The organism is Corynebacterium lujinxingii, from assembly GCF_014490555.1.
GTDB classification, from domain to species: Bacteria; Actinomycetota; Actinomycetes; order Mycobacteriales; family Mycobacteriaceae; genus Corynebacterium; species Corynebacterium lujinxingii.
On record NZ_CP061032.1, the window covers coordinates 1,119,755 to 1,134,302 of the forward strand.

The following is a 14,548-nucleotide window of genomic DNA, read 5'->3' on the forward strand; positions in this document are numbered from 1 at the left end:
GTAGGCGGGAGCTTTTCTTTGCTGATCCGCGGGTTGGGCTACCGGCGTCCGTTGAGCACGGTAACCACGAGGTCGAGCCTGGATGAGACCCCGAAGAGCGTGAGCAGGTGCGAAACCTGCTTTTTCACGGTGGACTCGGAGTAGTTGAGCCGCTTGGCGATCTCTGCGTTGCTCAGCCCTTCGCACAGTAAGTCCAGCACTGCCACCTCGTTGTCCGAAATGCCGTCCGGAAGGTTGATTCGCTGGGGCGAGGGCTGCACCGGCTCAGGGTCGATGTACTGCACCAAGTTGTTCATGGCAGCGGGGGAAACCACGGTGCCGCCTGTGATGGCCTGCCGTACGGAGAGAACGATCTCCTCCGGCGGCTGGCTTTTCAGGATGTAGCCGCGCCCACCGTGGGCGAGAACGTCGAGCATCGCCCGGTCGTTCTCCAGCGACGTAATTGCGAGGAATGCCGGGGTGTTGGTGCGCTGAGCGAGATTTTTCAGCAGCGTCGCGCCGTCCATTTGCGGCATGTGGACGTCGGAAAGCACGATGTCCACCTCGTCTGGCTCGATGAGTTCCAGGGCTTCCGCGCCGTTTGAGGCGGTGCCGACCACCGTGATGTCGTCGGTGTTATGAAAATACCGGGTGAGCACATCGCGGACGAGAGGATCGTCGTCCACGAGGAACACCCGGATCGGGGAATTGGTCATGGATGGCTAATTACTTGCACCACAGGCGGCCGAGGGAGCCTCCGCACTCAAACATGTCGCCGACAACGCCCGCCGCGTACGGGGTAACCGCGATGTCGCCAGCGGTGCGGTCGGCGGCTGAAGCAAGCGGCGCTCCAGTGGCGACAGCAACCAGGGTAAGTGCACAAGCTGCGGTGCGGGCAATCTGTTTCACGACGATCCTCCTATTAAATCAACGTAACTTTTCGCCCATTATCCGCTTTTGTTCCGACGGTTCCAAGTAGAAACAGAGGAAACGAAAAAACTTGGTACGAAAGTTCCTTCTTTCGCTAACGGGGAACTGCAAGTTCGTAGCGCCATGAGCCCGACTCGGCGTGCCATGTCAGTGATGCACCGTGAGCAGCTGCTAGCTGCTGAGCTTCCTCTAGCCCGATACCGGTGCTCATATGGGTATCTCGTTGCTGAGACGCGATGGTGTTTTGCACGGCGACGGTGAGCTCATCCTCGCCTTGCAGTGCCGCGATGACGACTGGGCGGGAAGCATCTCCGTATTTGAGGATGTTGGTGGCAAGCTCACGGCATACCCTTGCCGCCGGCTCGAGTTGGGCAGTGCCGAGCACGTTCTCCGTGAGTCCCGTTTCCACCACAGGGAAGCCGTGGGCCCGTAGGTCCGCTGCCAGATTGGTAAACGCGTCGAGGAGACGTACGTGAGGCGCGGAATCCTGTGGCGCGGTAGGAGAGTCGTCGCGCATGAAACGGATGAGGTCCCTGACTTCCTGCATCGAGCGCCGCGCATCGGAGGCAATAAGTTGGGCGGCCTCTGAAATCTGCGGATCTCCAGACATCGCTAGTGCCTCACTGCGCAGTACCACGGAAGTGAGCGAAGACGCCACCGAGCCGTGGAGAGCGAGTACCGCCCGCTCGCGCTCGTCCTCGATTTGCTGTTGCAGTCGGTGGGCGTCCATTTTGCGCTGTAAGGAGGACCTTTTTAGCGCCCACCCAGCTGCCCCAGCTGCAAGCAGAAGGACGCCAAGTAGCGCGGCTGTTAGGGCGTTGTTCGGGAGCCAAACCCCCTCTGCCAATTCAGTTTGGGCGAGATACCAAAGCAAGGCAGCAGCAATACCCGCCTGCCATGTCGGCAACCGATACGCCAGAACAGCCGAGAGCGCTAACAGGGCAAGGACTATGAAGGGACTGGAGAACTCGGAGTACGATGCGGCAAATTGAGTGAGCACTGCTGCAGCCAGAGTCGCCAGATACGGCGAAGCCGTCGCCGCTCCCGCGAGCAAGAACATGGCCACAGCTACCGTGAGTCGCCCGGTTTCGTCGGAGACGCCGGAGAAACAGAGTCCGATGACCGCCGCTACTGCGACGACACAAGCGACTGCCACACCGATCTTGAGCCGACGCCGGTGCAGGGCGGGGCTGAGGTGGGGGCGCGTGGCCTCGCTGAGAGTAGGCACGGCAACCAGCGTAGTGCCTGCAACGTAGTCTGTAGCTATGCCATTGGATTTCCAGCAGCCGTTCACAGAGCGCACTCCGCGTGTGGTTAACGCGGGGAAGTTGAAGAGGGCGCAAGCTCGTCGTAAAGCAAAGGCTTTCTTGGCGGAAGGCGAAAACGCTGTGGAGGCCGCAGTGGCTACGGGCGCGGCGACGGATCTCTTTGTCACAGAAGCTGCCGCCGAACGCTTCGAGGAGATCGTGCGCGCCGCCGGATACATGGACGTGTACACGCACGCGATCACGGACAAGGCGGCGGACACGCTTGCGGACGCGGTGACCTCCACCGGGATTTTCGCCGTGTGCCGCCCGGTGCTGTGGACGGTGCCGAAGATTCTGAAGGGCCGGCCCCGGTTGGTGGCCGTGTGCGTGGAGACGAACGACCCCGGCAACGCCGGCACCATCATCCGTATCGCCGATGCCATGGGCGCGGACGCGGTGATTTTCGCGGGCGACACCGTGGATCCGGAGTCGCCGAAGGTGGTGCGCTCGACAGCCGGTTCGCTCTTCCACATTCCGGTGGCGCGCGACCGCGAAGTGCGCCGGGTGATCAGCCAACTCGAGCACGCCGGGCTGTCCACCTTCGCCACCACCATGAACGGCGAGGTGAACCTGGCACGGCCGGGAGAGACGCTCACGCAGCCGACTGCGTGGCTGTTCGGCAACGAGGCGCACGGGCTTAGCGACGAACTGCTCGCGACCGCCGACCACCGCGCCTCCATTCCGATCCAGGGCGGGGCGGAGTCGCTGAACCTCGCTACGGCGGCAAGTATTTGCCTGTGGGAGTCGTCGAAGACGCTGGGGATTACGGCTGCAGGGGAGGACTAGCAGGGGCGTGTCGGGGGCGCTCGGTATGCTTGGGAACGTTTTTAAGCAGACCCAAAGAAAGGCGCACCGTGGCTGACATTGAATTGACCGAGGATGCCTTAAACCAGGCGGCCGACGATGCCATTACGGCGTTCGAAGCGGCGCCGGATTTAGCCGCTCTCGAAGAGGCGCACCGCGCCCACCTGGGGGACAAGGCACCGATTCCGCAAGCGCGCCGCTCGCTCGGTTCGCTGCCGAAGGACCAGCGCAAAGATGCGGGCCGGTTTGTGAATATGGCTCGCGGTCGTGCTGAGAAGGCCTACGCCCAGCTGCGGCAAGTGCGCGAAGCCGAGCACCGCGAGCGTCAGCTGCGCGAGGAGAAGGTCGACGTCACGCTGCCGACAGCCCGCACCCAGGCGGGCGCGATGCACCCGATCACCACGCTGTCGGAGCACATCGCAGACATCTTCATCGGTATGGGCTGGGAGGTAGCCGAAGGCCCTGAGGTTGAGGCCGAGTACTTCAATTTCGACGCCCTGAACTTCATCCCGGACCACCCCGCCCGCACGCTGCAGGACACCTTCTACATCGGCGAGGAAGGCTCGAAGCAGGTCATGCGCACCCACACCTCGCCGGTGCAGGTTCGCACGATGCTCGAGCGCGACGTCCCCATCTATATCGCCTGCCCGGGCCGTGTGTTCCGCACCGACGAGCTCGACGCCACCCACACCCCGGTCTTCCACCAGGTGGAGGGCCTAGCCGTGGACAAGGGCCTGACGATGGCACACCTGCGCGGCACCCTCGACCACCTGGCCAAGGTGCTCTTCGGCCCGGAAACGAAAACGCGTATGCGCACCAACTACTTCCCGTTCACCGAGCCGTCCGCCGAGGTGGACGTGTGGTTCCCGAACAAGAAGGGCGGCGCCGGATGGATCGAGTGGGGCGGCTGCGGCATGGTCAACCCGAACGTGCTGCGCGCAGTTGGCATCGATCCGGACGAGTACTCCGGTTTCGCATTCGGCATGGGGCTTGAGCGAACCCTCCAGTTCCGCAACGGGCTGTCCGACATGCGCGACATGGTTGAAGGCGACGTCCGTTTCACCATCCCGTTCGGCGTGCAGGCGTAAAGGAGAACCAGAACATGCTTATTTCCAAAAATTGGATCACCCGCCTGCTCACCAACGCGGGCAACGACAACTTCAACCCGTCCGATGAGGAACTCGATGCTGGCTTCGTCCGCGTCGGGTTTGAGACCGAGGGCTACGCACCACTGCCGGAGGTCACTGGTCCGCTGGTGATCGGCCGCGTCGCGGAGATTGAAGAGCTCACCGGGTTTAAAAAGCCGATCCGCTACTGCCAGGTCGATGTTGGACAGGCCAACGGCACCGGTGAGCCGCAGGGCATCATCTGCGGTGCGCGTAACTTCAAGCAGGGCGACCTCGTCGTCGTGTCGCTGCCGGGTGCGGTGCTGCCGGGTGGTTTCGAGATCTCCGCGCGCGAGACCTACGACCACATTTCCGCCGGCATGATGGCGTCAGCCGCCGAGCTTGGGCTGACCGCGAAAAGCGACGGCATCATCACTCTCGAACAGGGCGCGGCCACTCCGGGCGACGACGCTCGCGAAATCCTCGGCTCGAACGACACGGTCTTCGATGTCAACGTCACGCCTGACCGCGGCTACGCTTTGTCTGTGCGAGGTCTGACGCGCGAGATCGCCTCGGCATTCGACCTCGAGTACAAGGATGTCGCGAAGGACCCGTCCTTGGCGGGTATCGACGTTTCCGCGGTCCCTGCGCCAAACGGCGAGACGATTCCGGTGTCGGTGGAACCGTCGACGAAGGCGCAGCGTTTCGGTCTGCGCACCGTGCGCGGCATCGACCCGGCGGCCAAGGCGCCGTTCTGGCTACAGCGCGAGCTCATGCTTTCGGGTGTGCGTTCAGTCAATGCCGCGACTGACGTGACCAACTACGTCATGCTGCTGACCGGCCAGCCGATGCACGCCTTCGACGCCGACAAGATCGCTGGTGGCCTGCGGGTGCACAACGCTGCGGACGGCGAGAAGTTCGAAACCCTTGACCACGTCGAGCGCACACTTACAGCCGAAGATGTGGTGATCAGCGACGACAACGGCATCCAGTCGCTCGCCGGCGTGATGGGCGGCACTACCTCCGAGATTGCCGACGACACCGTCAACGTCCACTTCGAGGCCGCCACCTGGGACCCGCTGACTGTGGCGCGCACCGCGCGCCGGTTGAAGCTGAGCTCGGAGGCGTCTCGACGATTCGAACGCGGCGTCGACCCTGCTCTGGTGGAGGTTGCCCTCGATATCGCCTGTGCGCTTCTGGTGCAGATTGCGGGCGGCACGGTTGAGGAAGGCCGGACGCTGGAAGGTGTCGTCGCTACGCGAGATGCGATTGCGATGCGCGCGTCCCGCCCGTCCGAAATCATCGGTGTGGATTACCCGCGCGAGACCGTGATTCGCCGCCTTAAGGAGGTCGGCTGCGAGGTTGCGGGCGATGGTGAGAATCTGAAGGTCACCCCGCCGACGTGGCGCACTGACATCACGGTGCCGGTGGAACTCGTCGAGGAGGTCGTGCGACTGGAAGGCCTCGACGACATCCCGTCGATCCTGCCCACCCCGCGTGGCGGTCGCGGTTTGAGCCCGCTGCAGCGCCGTCGTCGTGCGGTGACCCACGCGCTGGCGTATTCGGGCTACGCGGAGATCATCCCGACGCCGTTTATTGCCAACGACACCTTCGATGTGTGGGGCCTCGACGCGGACGACGCACGGCGCAACACGGTAAAGGTGCAAAACCCGCTCGATGCGGATTACGGCATCTTGGGCACCACGTTGCTTCCGCCCATGCTCGAGGCCATCGGCCGGAACGTGGCACGCGGCCGCGGCGATGTCGCGCTGTATTCCGTGGCGCAGACGGCGGAAAAGCGCGCCGACGTCTCTCCGTTGCCGAGCGTGAGCGAACGACCGGCAGACGAGGTAGTCGCGGAGCTAATCGATTCGCTGCCCCTGCAGCACCTGCACGCCGCGTCTGTTGCCGTGGGCAACACCGAACTTGCGGGTCCGTGGGGTCAGGGCCGCGCCTACGAGTGGTCCGATGCCATTGAAGCTGCGCAGGTAGTCGCCCGCGCGTGCGGCGTCGAGGTTGACGTGGAGGCTGTGGAATATCTGCCGTGGCACCCGGGTCGCTGCGCCGCGCTCAAGGTCGGGGAGACCGTCGTCGGCCATGCTGGCGAATTGCACCCGCAGATTCTGGAGAAACTGGAACTGCCGGCGCGCACCTGCGCGATGGAAATCGACCTGACTGCGTTGCCGCTCGAGGAGCGTCTGCCCGCCCCGAGCCTGTCGTCGTACCCGCTGTTGAACCAGGACATCGCGCTCGTTGTCGACGAAGCCGTGCCTGCGGAGACAGTGCGCCGCACACTCGTGGAGGGCGCAGGTGAGCTGGTTGAGGACGTAAAGCTTTTCGACGTCTACCGCTCCGACGCGCTCGGCGCAGGCAAGAAGTCGCTCGCATTCGGCTTGGCCTTCCGTGCGGGGGACCGCACGTTGACGGAAGACGAAGCCTCCGAGGCGCGTGTGGCGGCCGCGGAACTTGCGAAGGAGCGCTTCGGCGCAGAAATGCGCGGCTAACAACCGCGTTGCATAGTTTGCAGTCGAACGAATAACTGTTAAGCTGTCCGCTGTGTCCTGGCGATACCGAAGGGAGAAGGCGAATGGCCCGGCATTTTCTCGCTGACGACGACCTCACGCCGGCTGAGCAGGCGGAAGTCCTACAGCTGGCGGCGGAGCTCAAACGCGCTCCGCTGTCGCACCGACCACTCGAGGGGCCGCTTTCGGTTGCGCTCCTGTTCGATAAAACATCGACCCGCACCCGCTTTTCGTTCGACGCAGGCATCGCCCAGTTGGGTGGCCAGGCGATCGTGACGGAGACCGGGCACGCGCAGATGGGGAAAGGCGAGTCCTTCCAGGACACCGGTGCGGTGCTGTCGCGCTACGTCCAGGCGATTGTGTGGCGCACCTACGAGCACCAGAACTTGGTCGACATGACCGAGACCGCAACGGTGCCCGTAGTCAACGCGCTGTCCGACGACCTCCACCCGTGCCAGATCCTCGCAGACCTGCAGACCATCGTCGAAGAGATCTGCCCGGACGAGGGCCCGGCCGGTTTAAAGGGGCTCAAAGCCGTCTACCTCGGAGACGGCGACAACAACATGGCCAACTCGTACCTGATCGGCTTCGCTAACGCCGGTGTGGACATCACCGTGGTGGCACCAGTTGACTTCCAGCCGCGCGCCGAGTTCGTCGAGCGTGCCCAGGATCGTGCCGCGCAAACCGGCGCGACGGTTGCGGTGACCGACGACATCGCAGCAGTCGAGGGCGCGCACGTCGTCATCACAGACACCTGGATTTCCATGGGGATGGAAGACGACGGCAAAGACCGCCGCACACCGTTCTTGCCGTACCAGGTGAACGAGGATGTCATGGCGCGCGCCGCCGACAACGCCATTTTCCTGCACTGCCTCCCGGCTTACCGCGGCAACGAGGTCACCGCGGAAGTCATTGACGGACCGCGTTCGCGCGTGTTCGACGAGGCGGAGAACCGCCTGCACGCCCAGAAAGCGTTGCTGGCCTGGCTTTTGGAGCACCAGTAATGTCCCAACCTGTATCCCGCACCGCCCGTCAGGCGCGCATTTTGGAGCTGCTTGAGCAGACCAGGGTGTCGTCGCAAATTCAGCTGTCGGAGCTGCTGTTAGCGGAGGGCATCGACATCACGCAGGCCACGTTGTCGCGCGACCTGGACGAGCTCGGCGCGAAAAAGGTCCGCCCAGCGAGCGGTGGGCGGGCGTACTACACCGTCAACGGCAACTCGGATTCGCTCGAGTCCACCCAGACCGGACCGCGCGAGAAGCTGCGGCGCATGATCGACGAGTTGGTGGTCAACGTGGACGCCTCCGGTCAGATCGCGGTGCTGCGCACGCCACCCGGCGCCGCGCAGTATTTGGCCAGCTACATCGACCGCGTGGGCCTCGAGCAGGTCGTCGGCTGCATCGCCGGCGACGACACCATCTTCGTGCTCGCGCGCGAACCGCTCACCGGAGCATCGCTTGCCGACGAACTCTTCGGCGGACAATCCCGGGCCAGCGACTAAGACGTTTTCGCCCGCAGGTAACCTCACACTGTTCTTTAAAACTTCGAAGGAGACTTCCAATCATGACCAACCGCGTTGTGCTTGCATATTCCGGCGGCCTGGACACTTCCGTGGCCATCCCGTACCTGGCCGAGATGACCAACGGTGAGGTCATCGCCGTCTCGCTCGACCTTGGCCAGGGCGGCGAGGACATGGAGTCGGTGCGTCAGCGTGCGCTCGACTGCGGTGCGGTCGAGTCCGTCGTCGTTGACGCGAAGGACGAGTTCGCCGAGGAGTACTGCCTGCCGACCATCAAGGCGAACGGCATGTACCAGGGTGAGTACCCGCTGGTGTCCGCTATTTCCCGCCCGCTGATTGTCAAGCACCTGGTGGAGGCCGGCCACAAGTTCGGCGGCACCCACGTCGCCCACGGCTGCACCGGCAAGGGCAACGACCAGGTCCGTTTCGAGGTCGGCTTCCTCAACCAGGACCCGGACCTGGAGATCATTGCTCCGGCCCGCGACTACGCCTGGACCCGCGACAAGGCCATCGAGTACGCCGAGGGTAAGGACCTGCCGATCGAGCAGTCCGCGGCGTCGCCGTTCTCCATCGACCAGAACGTCTGGGGCCGCGCCGTCGAGACCGGCTTCCTCGAGGACCTGTGGAACCCGCCGACAAAAGACCTGTATGCCTACACCGAGGACCCGGCGCTGGGCAACGCCCCTGACGAGGTCATCATCTCCTTCGAGTCCGGCAAGCCGGTGGCCATCGACGGCCGCAAGGTCACAGTGCTCGAGGCGATCGAGGAGATGAATCGCCGCGCCGGCGCCCAGGGCATCGGCCGCCTGGACATGGTGGAGGACCGCCTGGTGGGCATCAAGTCCCGCGAGGTCTACGAGGCGCCGGGCGCGGTTGCGCTCATCGAGGCGCACAAGGCGCTTGAGGACGTCACGGTGGAGCGCGAGTTGGCCCGCTACAAGCGTCTCATCGACGCCCGCTGGTCCGAGGAGGTCTACGACGGCCTCTGGTTCGGCCCGCTGAAGCGCTCCCTCGACGCATTCATCGAGTCCACCCAGGAGCACGTCACTGGCGATATTCGCATGGTGCTGCACGCCGGCAAGATCACCGTCAACGGCCGTCGCTCCAATCACTCTCTGTACGACTTCAACCTGGCCACCTACGACACCGGCGACACCTTCGACCAGACCCTGGCCAAGGGCTTTGTGCGCCTGCACGGCCTGTCGTCGCAAATCGCGAACAAGCGCGACCGTGAGGCCGGCAAGTAGATGGAGCAGCACAAGACCAACGAGGGCGCCCTGTGGGGCGGCCGATTCTCCGGCGGACCGTCGGAGGCAATGTTCGCCCTGTCCGTGTCCACCCATTTCGACTGGGTGCTCGCGCCCTACGACGTGCTGGCCTCCAAGGCGCACGCGAAGGTGCTGAACAAGGCGGGCTTGCTTAACGACGACGACCTCGCCACGATGCTCGACGGCCTCGACCAGTTAGGCCGCGATGTGGAGGACGGCTCCTTCGGCCCGCTGCCCACCGACGAAGACGTGCACGGCGCGATGGAGCGCGGCTTGATCGACCGTGTCGGTCCCGAAGTGGGTGGCCGTCTGCGCGCGGGACGTTCCCGCAACGACCAGGTCGCCGCCATGTTCCGCATGTGGCTGCGCGACGCCCTGCGCGGTGTGGCCCTAGACGTCAACGACCTCATCGACGCGATCGTCGAGCAGGCCGAGGCGCACCCGGACGCGATCATGCCGGGCAAGACCCACTTCCAGGCGGCCCAGCCGATCCTGTTGGCGCACTCGCTGCTCGCGCACGCTCAACCGCTGCTGCGCGACCTGGAGCGCATCCAGGACGCCGATAAGCGCTTGGCTGTCTCACCATACGGTTCGGGTGCGCTGGCGGGCTCGTCGCTGCACCTCGACCCGGAGGCCATCGCAGAAGAGCTCGGTTTCGATTCAGCCACCGATAACTCGTTGGACGGCACCGCATCGCGCGATTTCGCCGCGGAGTCTGCCTATGTGCTGGCGCAGATCGCGATCGATGTCTCCCGCTTTGCTGAGGAGATCATCGCCTGGTCCACGCCCGAGTTCGGCTATGTCACGCTGCATGATGCCTGGTCGACCGGCTCGTCGATTATGCCGCAGAAGAAGAACCCGGACGTGCCGGAGCTCGCCCGCGGCAAGGCTGGACGCTTGATCGGCAACCTCACCGGTCTGCTGGCCACGCTCAAGGCGATGCCGCTGGCTTACAACCGCGATCTGCAGGAGGACAAGGAGCCGTTGGTCGACTCGATCACGCAGCTCTCCATCCTGCTGCCGGCGTTTACCGGCCTTGTCTCCACCTTGACGTTCCACGAAGATCGCATGCGCGAGCTGGCCCCGGCAGGTTTCACGCTTGCGACCGACCTCGCGGAATGGATGGTGCGCCAGGGTGTGCCGTTCCGTGAGGCCCACGAAGCCTCCGGCGCTTGTGTGCGTATCGCGGAGGCCCGAGGCGTGGATTTGATCGATCTGACTGACGAGGAGCTCGCGGGCGTCGATAAGCGCCTCGCTCCCGAGGTACGCGAAGTGCTCACCGTGGATGGGGCAGTGGCGTCGCGAGATACCCGCGGCGGTACCGCGAAGCCGCGCGTGGAAGAGCAGCGAGAACGTATGCGCGCCGCGAACGCTGAGGCGCGTGCGTGGGCGCAGACGCCGGTACGAGGTAGGTAGCATCGCGACTATGAGTCTTGATCCGAAACTGCTCAGCGTGCTCGCATGTCCCAAGGACAAGGGTCCGCTGCGCTACCTCGACGACGAGCAACTGCTGGTCAACGACAGGCTCGGCATCGCCTACCGCATCGACGAGGGCATCCCCGTGCTGCTTATCGACGAAGCCCAGCCGTACCCGGCCGCCTAGCCTTTCGAAAGGACACCATGACAGCGAACATTATCGACGAACTGCAGTGGCGCGGGCTGATTAACCAGTCCACCGACCTGGACGCGCTGCGCAAGGAGACCGAGCAGCCGATCGCGCTGTACTGTGGCTTCGACCCGACGGGGCCGTCCCTGCATGCCGGCCACCTCGTGCCGCTGCTCATGTTGCGCCGCTTCCAAGAAGCCGGGCACACCCCGATCGTGCTCGCGGGCGGCGCCACCGGCATGATCGGTGACCCGCGCGAGGTCGGGGAGCGGTCCATGAACTCCGAGGACACTGTCCGCGACTGGGCTGAGCGCATCACGGGCCAGCTCAAGCGCTTCGTGCACTTCGACGGCGACAACGCTGCCCGGTTGGTCAACAACAACGACTGGACGAAGGACCTTGGTGTCATCGCGTTTTTGCGCGACATTGGCAAGCACTTCTCCCTGTCGACCATGCTCGGCCGCGAGACGGTGAAGCGCCGTCTGGACAACGACGGCATTTCCTACACCGAGTTTTCCTACATGCTGCTGCAGGCCAACGACTTTGTGCAGCTGCGCCGCAACCACGATTGTGTACTGCAGATCGGCGGCGGCGACCAGTGGGGCAACCTCGTCGCGGGTGTAGACCTGAACCGCCGCATGGACGGCGAGCAGGTGCACGCGCTGACTGTCCCGTTGGTGACGGACTCGGAAGGCAAGAAGTTTGGCAAGTCCACCGGCGGCGGCTCGCTGTGGCTCGATCCGGAGATGACCAGTCCGTATACCTGGTACCAGTACTTCGTGAACACAGCGGACGCCGATGTCATCCGTTACCTGCGCTGGTTCACTTTCCTCGATCAGGAGGAACTTGCGCGCCTCGAGGTAGAGGTTGCGGAGCGCCCGTTCAAGCGCGAGGCGCAGCGCCGCCTTGCCCAGGAAATGACGGATCTCGTCCACGGTGTGAAGGCCCGCGAGGGCGTCGAACTCGCCTCCCAGGCACTCTTCGGGCGCGCTGAACTCACCGACCTTGACGAGAACACGCTGGCCTCGGCTGTGTCCGAGACGACCGTGTTCGAATTCCCGGCTGCCGAGCCGGCCAACATCGTTGACCTGCTCGTCGGCGCTGGCCTGTTCGACTCCAAGGGCGCAGCCCGCCGTTCCATTAAGGAAGGTGGCGTGTACGTGAACAACGTGCGCATCGAAGACGACTCCTGGACCCCGTCCGACGAGGACTTCCTCCACGACGCCTGGCTCGTGCTTCGCCGCGGCAAGAAGAATTTCGCGGGGGCCAAGCGCGTGTAAGCCCTCGCTTGTCGACGACACCAACCAGGTTTTTTATGGCTGGCCTGGGTGTTTGTGTTTTGTTGTTGGTTCGTGGTTATATTTTCATCCGTTGCTTCGAGCGCCTGAGGGTGCGGGAGGGAACGAGATAACTAAAAGAGGTTGCCGTTGGGTGAACGGTGGTTGAACTTGGGTTTGACTTTTGTTTGCTTGGTTGTGTAACTTCGGTTGGAGCCGCTTCGGCAGGCTGGCTGGTTTGGTCAGTGTGTTGGGTGTGCTGGTGTTGTTTGAGAACTCGATAGTGTGCCAATGCATTTGATTTTTTGTTGTTGTGTGCTTGGTGTTGTGTGCCGCGTGGGTGTGCATGCCTTTTGGTGTGTGCCGGTGGTGGTTGGGTGAACCAATGATTGCCTGACTGCTTGTTGCGTGGTGTGCTTCACGTTTTGTGAGTGCATGATGTTTTTTGCCGGTCCTGTTGTTTTGCCCCGTCGGGTTGCAGGGCTGGTTGGGAGTTGTTTTTGGCTTCCGGTAATGTTTGGATTTTTGCCAGTCCAGCACTGTGTGGCGTTTTGTCGTGTGGTGTTGGTTGGTTTGTTTTTGGTTGGGTTTTGGGCTTTTCACGGCCTGTTTCACTTTTTGTTTTTGTTGAAACTTTTTTGTGGAGAGTTTGATCCTGGCTCAGGATGAACGCTGGCGGCGTGCTTAACACATGCAAGTCGAACGGAAAGGCCCAAGCTTGCTTGGGTACTCGAGTGGCGAACGGGTGAGTAACACGTGGGTGATCTGCCCTGCACTTCGGGATAAGCCTGGGAAACTGGGTCTAATACCGGATAGGACCACTTCTTGGATGTTGTGGTGGAAAGTTTTTTCGGTGTGGGATGAGCTCGCGGCCTATCAGCTTGTTGGTGGGGTAATGGCCTACCAAGGCGTCGACGGGTAGCCGGCCTGAGAGGGTGTACGGCCACATTGGGACTGAGATACGGCCCAGACTCCTACGGGAGGCAGCAGTGGGGAATATTGCACAATGGGCGCAAGCCTGATGCAGCGACGCCGCGTGGGGGATGACGGCCTTCGGGTTGTAAACTCCTTTCGCTAGGGACGAAGCGCAAGTGACGGTACCTGGAGAAGAAGCACCGGCTAACTACGTGCCAGCAGCCGCGGTAATACGTAGGGTGCGAGCGTTGTCCGGAATTACTGGGCGTAAAGAGCTCGTAGGTGGTTTGTCGCGTCGTTTGTGTAAGCCCGCAGCTTAACTGCGGGACTGCAGGCGATACGGGCATAACTTGAGTGCTGTAGGGGAGACTGGAATTCCTGGTGTAGCGGTGGAATGCGCAGATATCAGGAGGAACACCGATGGCGAAGGCAGGTCTCTGGGCAGTAACTGACGCTGAGGAGCGAAAGCATGGGGAGCGAACAGGATTAGATACCCTGGTAGTCCATGCCGTAAACGGTGGGCGCTAGGTGTGAGTCCCTTCCACGGGGTTCGTGCCGTAGCTAACGCATTAAGCGCCCCGCCTGGGGAGTACGGCCGCAAGGCTAAAACTCAAAGGAATTGACGGGGGCCCGCACAAGCGGCGGAGCATGTGGATTAATTCGATGCAACGCGAAGAACCTTACCTGGGCTTGACATACACCAGATCGGGCCAGAGATGGTCTTTCCCTTTGTGGTTGGTGTACAGGTGGTGCATGGTTGTCGTCAGCTCGTGTCGTGAGATGTTGGGTTAAGTCCCGCAACGAGCGCAACCCTTGTCTTATGTTGCCAGCAATTCGGTTGGGGGACTCATGAGAGACTGCCGGGGTTAACTCGGAGGAAGGTGGGGATGACGTCAAATCATCATGCCCCTTATGTCCAGGGCTTCACACATGCTACAATGGTCGGTACAACGCGTCTTGCGAGCCTGTGAGGGTGTGCTAATCGCTGAAAGCCGGCCTTAGTTCGGATTGGGGTCTGCAACTCGACCCCATGAAGTCGGAGTCGCTAGTAATCGCAGATCAGCAACGCTGCGGTGAATACGTTCCCGGGCCTTGTACACACCGCCCGTCACGTCATGAAAGTTGGTAACACCCGAAGCCAGTGGCCTGTAATGGGAGCTGTCGAAGGTGGGATCGGCGATTGGGACGAAGTCGTAACAAGGTAGCCGTACCGGAAGGTGCGGCTGGATCACCTCCTTTCTAAGGAGTTTATGTTTTGTGCCCGCAGTTGCGGGTGTTGTGTGGTTGATGTCGCCGAGTGTGCGACTGCCGCATT

General features: G+C 62.8%; 13 protein-coding genes and 1 rRNA gene. 10 read left to right on the plus strand and 4 right to left on the minus strand.

The window, feature by feature from the left end; translation table 11 throughout:
• Positions 1–38 precede the first annotated feature (38 nt).
• From IAU68_RS05545 to IAU68_RS05555, 3 genes are all read right to left on the minus strand, one after another.
• Positions 39–695 carry a response regulator gene (locus IAU68_RS05545; protein ID WP_171193359.1) on the minus strand — a complete coding sequence of 219 codons (657 nt, stop codon included), beginning with the start codon at positions 693–695 and terminating at the stop codon, positions 39–41.
• 10 nt (positions 696–705) lie between these two features.
• A complete protein-coding gene (locus tag IAU68_RS05550) occupies positions 706–888 on the minus strand; it encodes a hypothetical protein (RefSeq protein WP_171193358.1) in 183 nt (60 codons plus the stop codon).
• A gap of 115 nt (positions 889–1,003) precedes the next feature.
• Positions 1,004–2,137, minus strand: coding sequence for a sensor histidine kinase (locus IAU68_RS05555; protein WP_171193357.1), 1,134 nt, complete (start codon positions 2,135–2,137; stop codon positions 1,004–1,006).
• Positions 2,138–2,174: 37 nt separating this feature from the next.
• Here IAU68_RS05555 and IAU68_RS05560 point away from each other — a divergent pair, with 37 nt between their 5' ends.
• From IAU68_RS05560 to tyrS, 9 genes are all read left to right on the plus strand, one after another.
• Positions 2,175–3,002 carry a TrmH family RNA methyltransferase gene (locus tag IAU68_RS05560; RefSeq protein ID WP_171193356.1) on the plus strand — a complete coding sequence of 276 codons (828 nt, stop codon included), beginning with the start codon at positions 2,175–2,177 and terminating at the stop codon, positions 3,000–3,002.
• A 68-nt stretch (positions 3,003–3,070) separates the two neighbouring features.
• Positions 3,071–4,108 carry a phenylalanine--tRNA ligase subunit alpha gene (gene pheS / locus IAU68_RS05565; RefSeq protein ID WP_171193355.1) on the plus strand — a complete coding sequence of 346 codons (1,038 nt, stop codon included), beginning with the start codon at positions 3,071–3,073 and terminating at the stop codon, positions 4,106–4,108.
• A gap of 14 nt (positions 4,109–4,122) precedes the next feature.
• Positions 4,123–6,630 carry a phenylalanine--tRNA ligase subunit beta gene (gene pheT / locus IAU68_RS05570; protein ID WP_171193354.1) on the plus strand — a complete coding sequence of 836 codons (2,508 nt, stop codon included), beginning with the start codon at positions 4,123–4,125 and terminating at the stop codon, positions 6,628–6,630.
• 83 nt (positions 6,631–6,713) lie between these two features.
• The gene (argF, locus tag IAU68_RS05575; RefSeq protein ID WP_171193353.1) at positions 6,714–7,652 is read left to right on the plus strand and encodes an ornithine carbamoyltransferase; all 939 of its coding nucleotides are present in this window, start codon (positions 6,714–6,716) and stop codon (positions 7,650–7,652) included.
• A complete protein-coding gene (locus IAU68_RS05580; protein ID WP_171193352.1) occupies positions 7,652–8,149 on the plus strand; it encodes an arginine repressor in 498 nt (165 codons plus the stop codon). The genes argF and IAU68_RS05580 overlap by 1 nt, the downstream gene beginning before the upstream one ends.
• A gap of 62 nt (positions 8,150–8,211) precedes the next feature.
• On the plus strand, positions 8,212–9,414 hold the full coding sequence (locus IAU68_RS05585; protein WP_171193351.1) for an argininosuccinate synthase: 1,203 nt from the start codon (positions 8,212–8,214) through the stop codon (positions 9,412–9,414).
• A complete protein-coding gene (argH, locus tag IAU68_RS05590; RefSeq protein WP_171193350.1) occupies positions 9,415–10,851 on the plus strand; it encodes an argininosuccinate lyase in 1,437 nt (478 codons plus the stop codon). It begins immediately after the preceding gene.
• A 10-nt stretch (positions 10,852–10,861) separates the two neighbouring features.
• The gene (locus IAU68_RS05595; RefSeq protein WP_171193349.1) at positions 10,862–11,038 is read left to right on the plus strand and encodes a Trm112 family protein; all 177 of its coding nucleotides are present in this window, start codon (positions 10,862–10,864) and stop codon (positions 11,036–11,038) included.
• A gap of 17 nt (positions 11,039–11,055) precedes the next feature.
• Positions 11,056–12,321: a tyrosine--tRNA ligase gene (tyrS, locus tag IAU68_RS05600; RefSeq protein WP_171193348.1), complete on the plus strand. Its 1,266-nt coding sequence runs from the start codon at positions 11,056–11,058 to the stop codon at positions 12,319–12,321.
• 84 nt (positions 12,322–12,405) lie between these two features.
• Here tyrS and IAU68_RS05605 read toward each other — a convergent pair whose 3' ends face one another.
• The gene (locus IAU68_RS05605) at positions 12,406–12,933 is read right to left on the minus strand and encodes a hypothetical protein (RefSeq protein ID WP_186337534.1); all 528 of its coding nucleotides are present in this window, start codon (positions 12,931–12,933) and stop codon (positions 12,406–12,408) included.
• Between the two features lie 22 nt (positions 12,934–12,955).
• On the opposite strand from IAU68_RS05605, the gene IAU68_RS05610 reads away from it, so the two are divergent.
• Positions 12,956–14,472: ribosomal RNA gene (locus IAU68_RS05610) — 16S ribosomal RNA — on the plus strand.
• Positions 14,473–14,548 lie beyond the last annotated feature (76 nt).

Coding starts and splice junctions, on each gene's coding strand:
- IAU68_RS05560 (WP_171193356.1), top strand. CDS start 2,175: ATGCCATTGGATTTCCAGCAGCCGTTCACAGAGCGCACTCCGCGTGTG.
- IAU68_RS05545 (WP_171193359.1), bottom strand. CDS start 695: ATGACCAATTCCCCGATCCGGGTGTTCCTCGTGGACGACGATCCTCTC.
- IAU68_RS05595 (WP_171193349.1), top strand. CDS start 10,862: ATGAGTCTTGATCCGAAACTGCTCAGCGTGCTCGCATGTCCCAAGGAC.
- IAU68_RS05585 (WP_171193351.1), top strand. CDS start 8,212: ATGACCAACCGCGTTGTGCTTGCATATTCCGGCGGCCTGGACACTTCC.
- argF (WP_171193353.1), top strand. CDS start 6,714: ATGGCCCGGCATTTTCTCGCTGACGACGACCTCACGCCGGCTGAGCAG.
- pheT (WP_171193354.1), top strand. CDS start 4,123: ATGCTTATTTCCAAAAATTGGATCACCCGCCTGCTCACCAACGCGGGC.
- IAU68_RS05580 (WP_171193352.1), top strand. CDS start 7,652: ATGTCCCAACCTGTATCCCGCACCGCCCGTCAGGCGCGCATTTTGGAG.
- tyrS (WP_171193348.1), top strand. CDS start 11,056: ATGACAGCGAACATTATCGACGAACTGCAGTGGCGCGGGCTGATTAAC.
- argH (WP_171193350.1), top strand. CDS start 9,415: ATGGAGCAGCACAAGACCAACGAGGGCGCCCTGTGGGGCGGCCGATTC.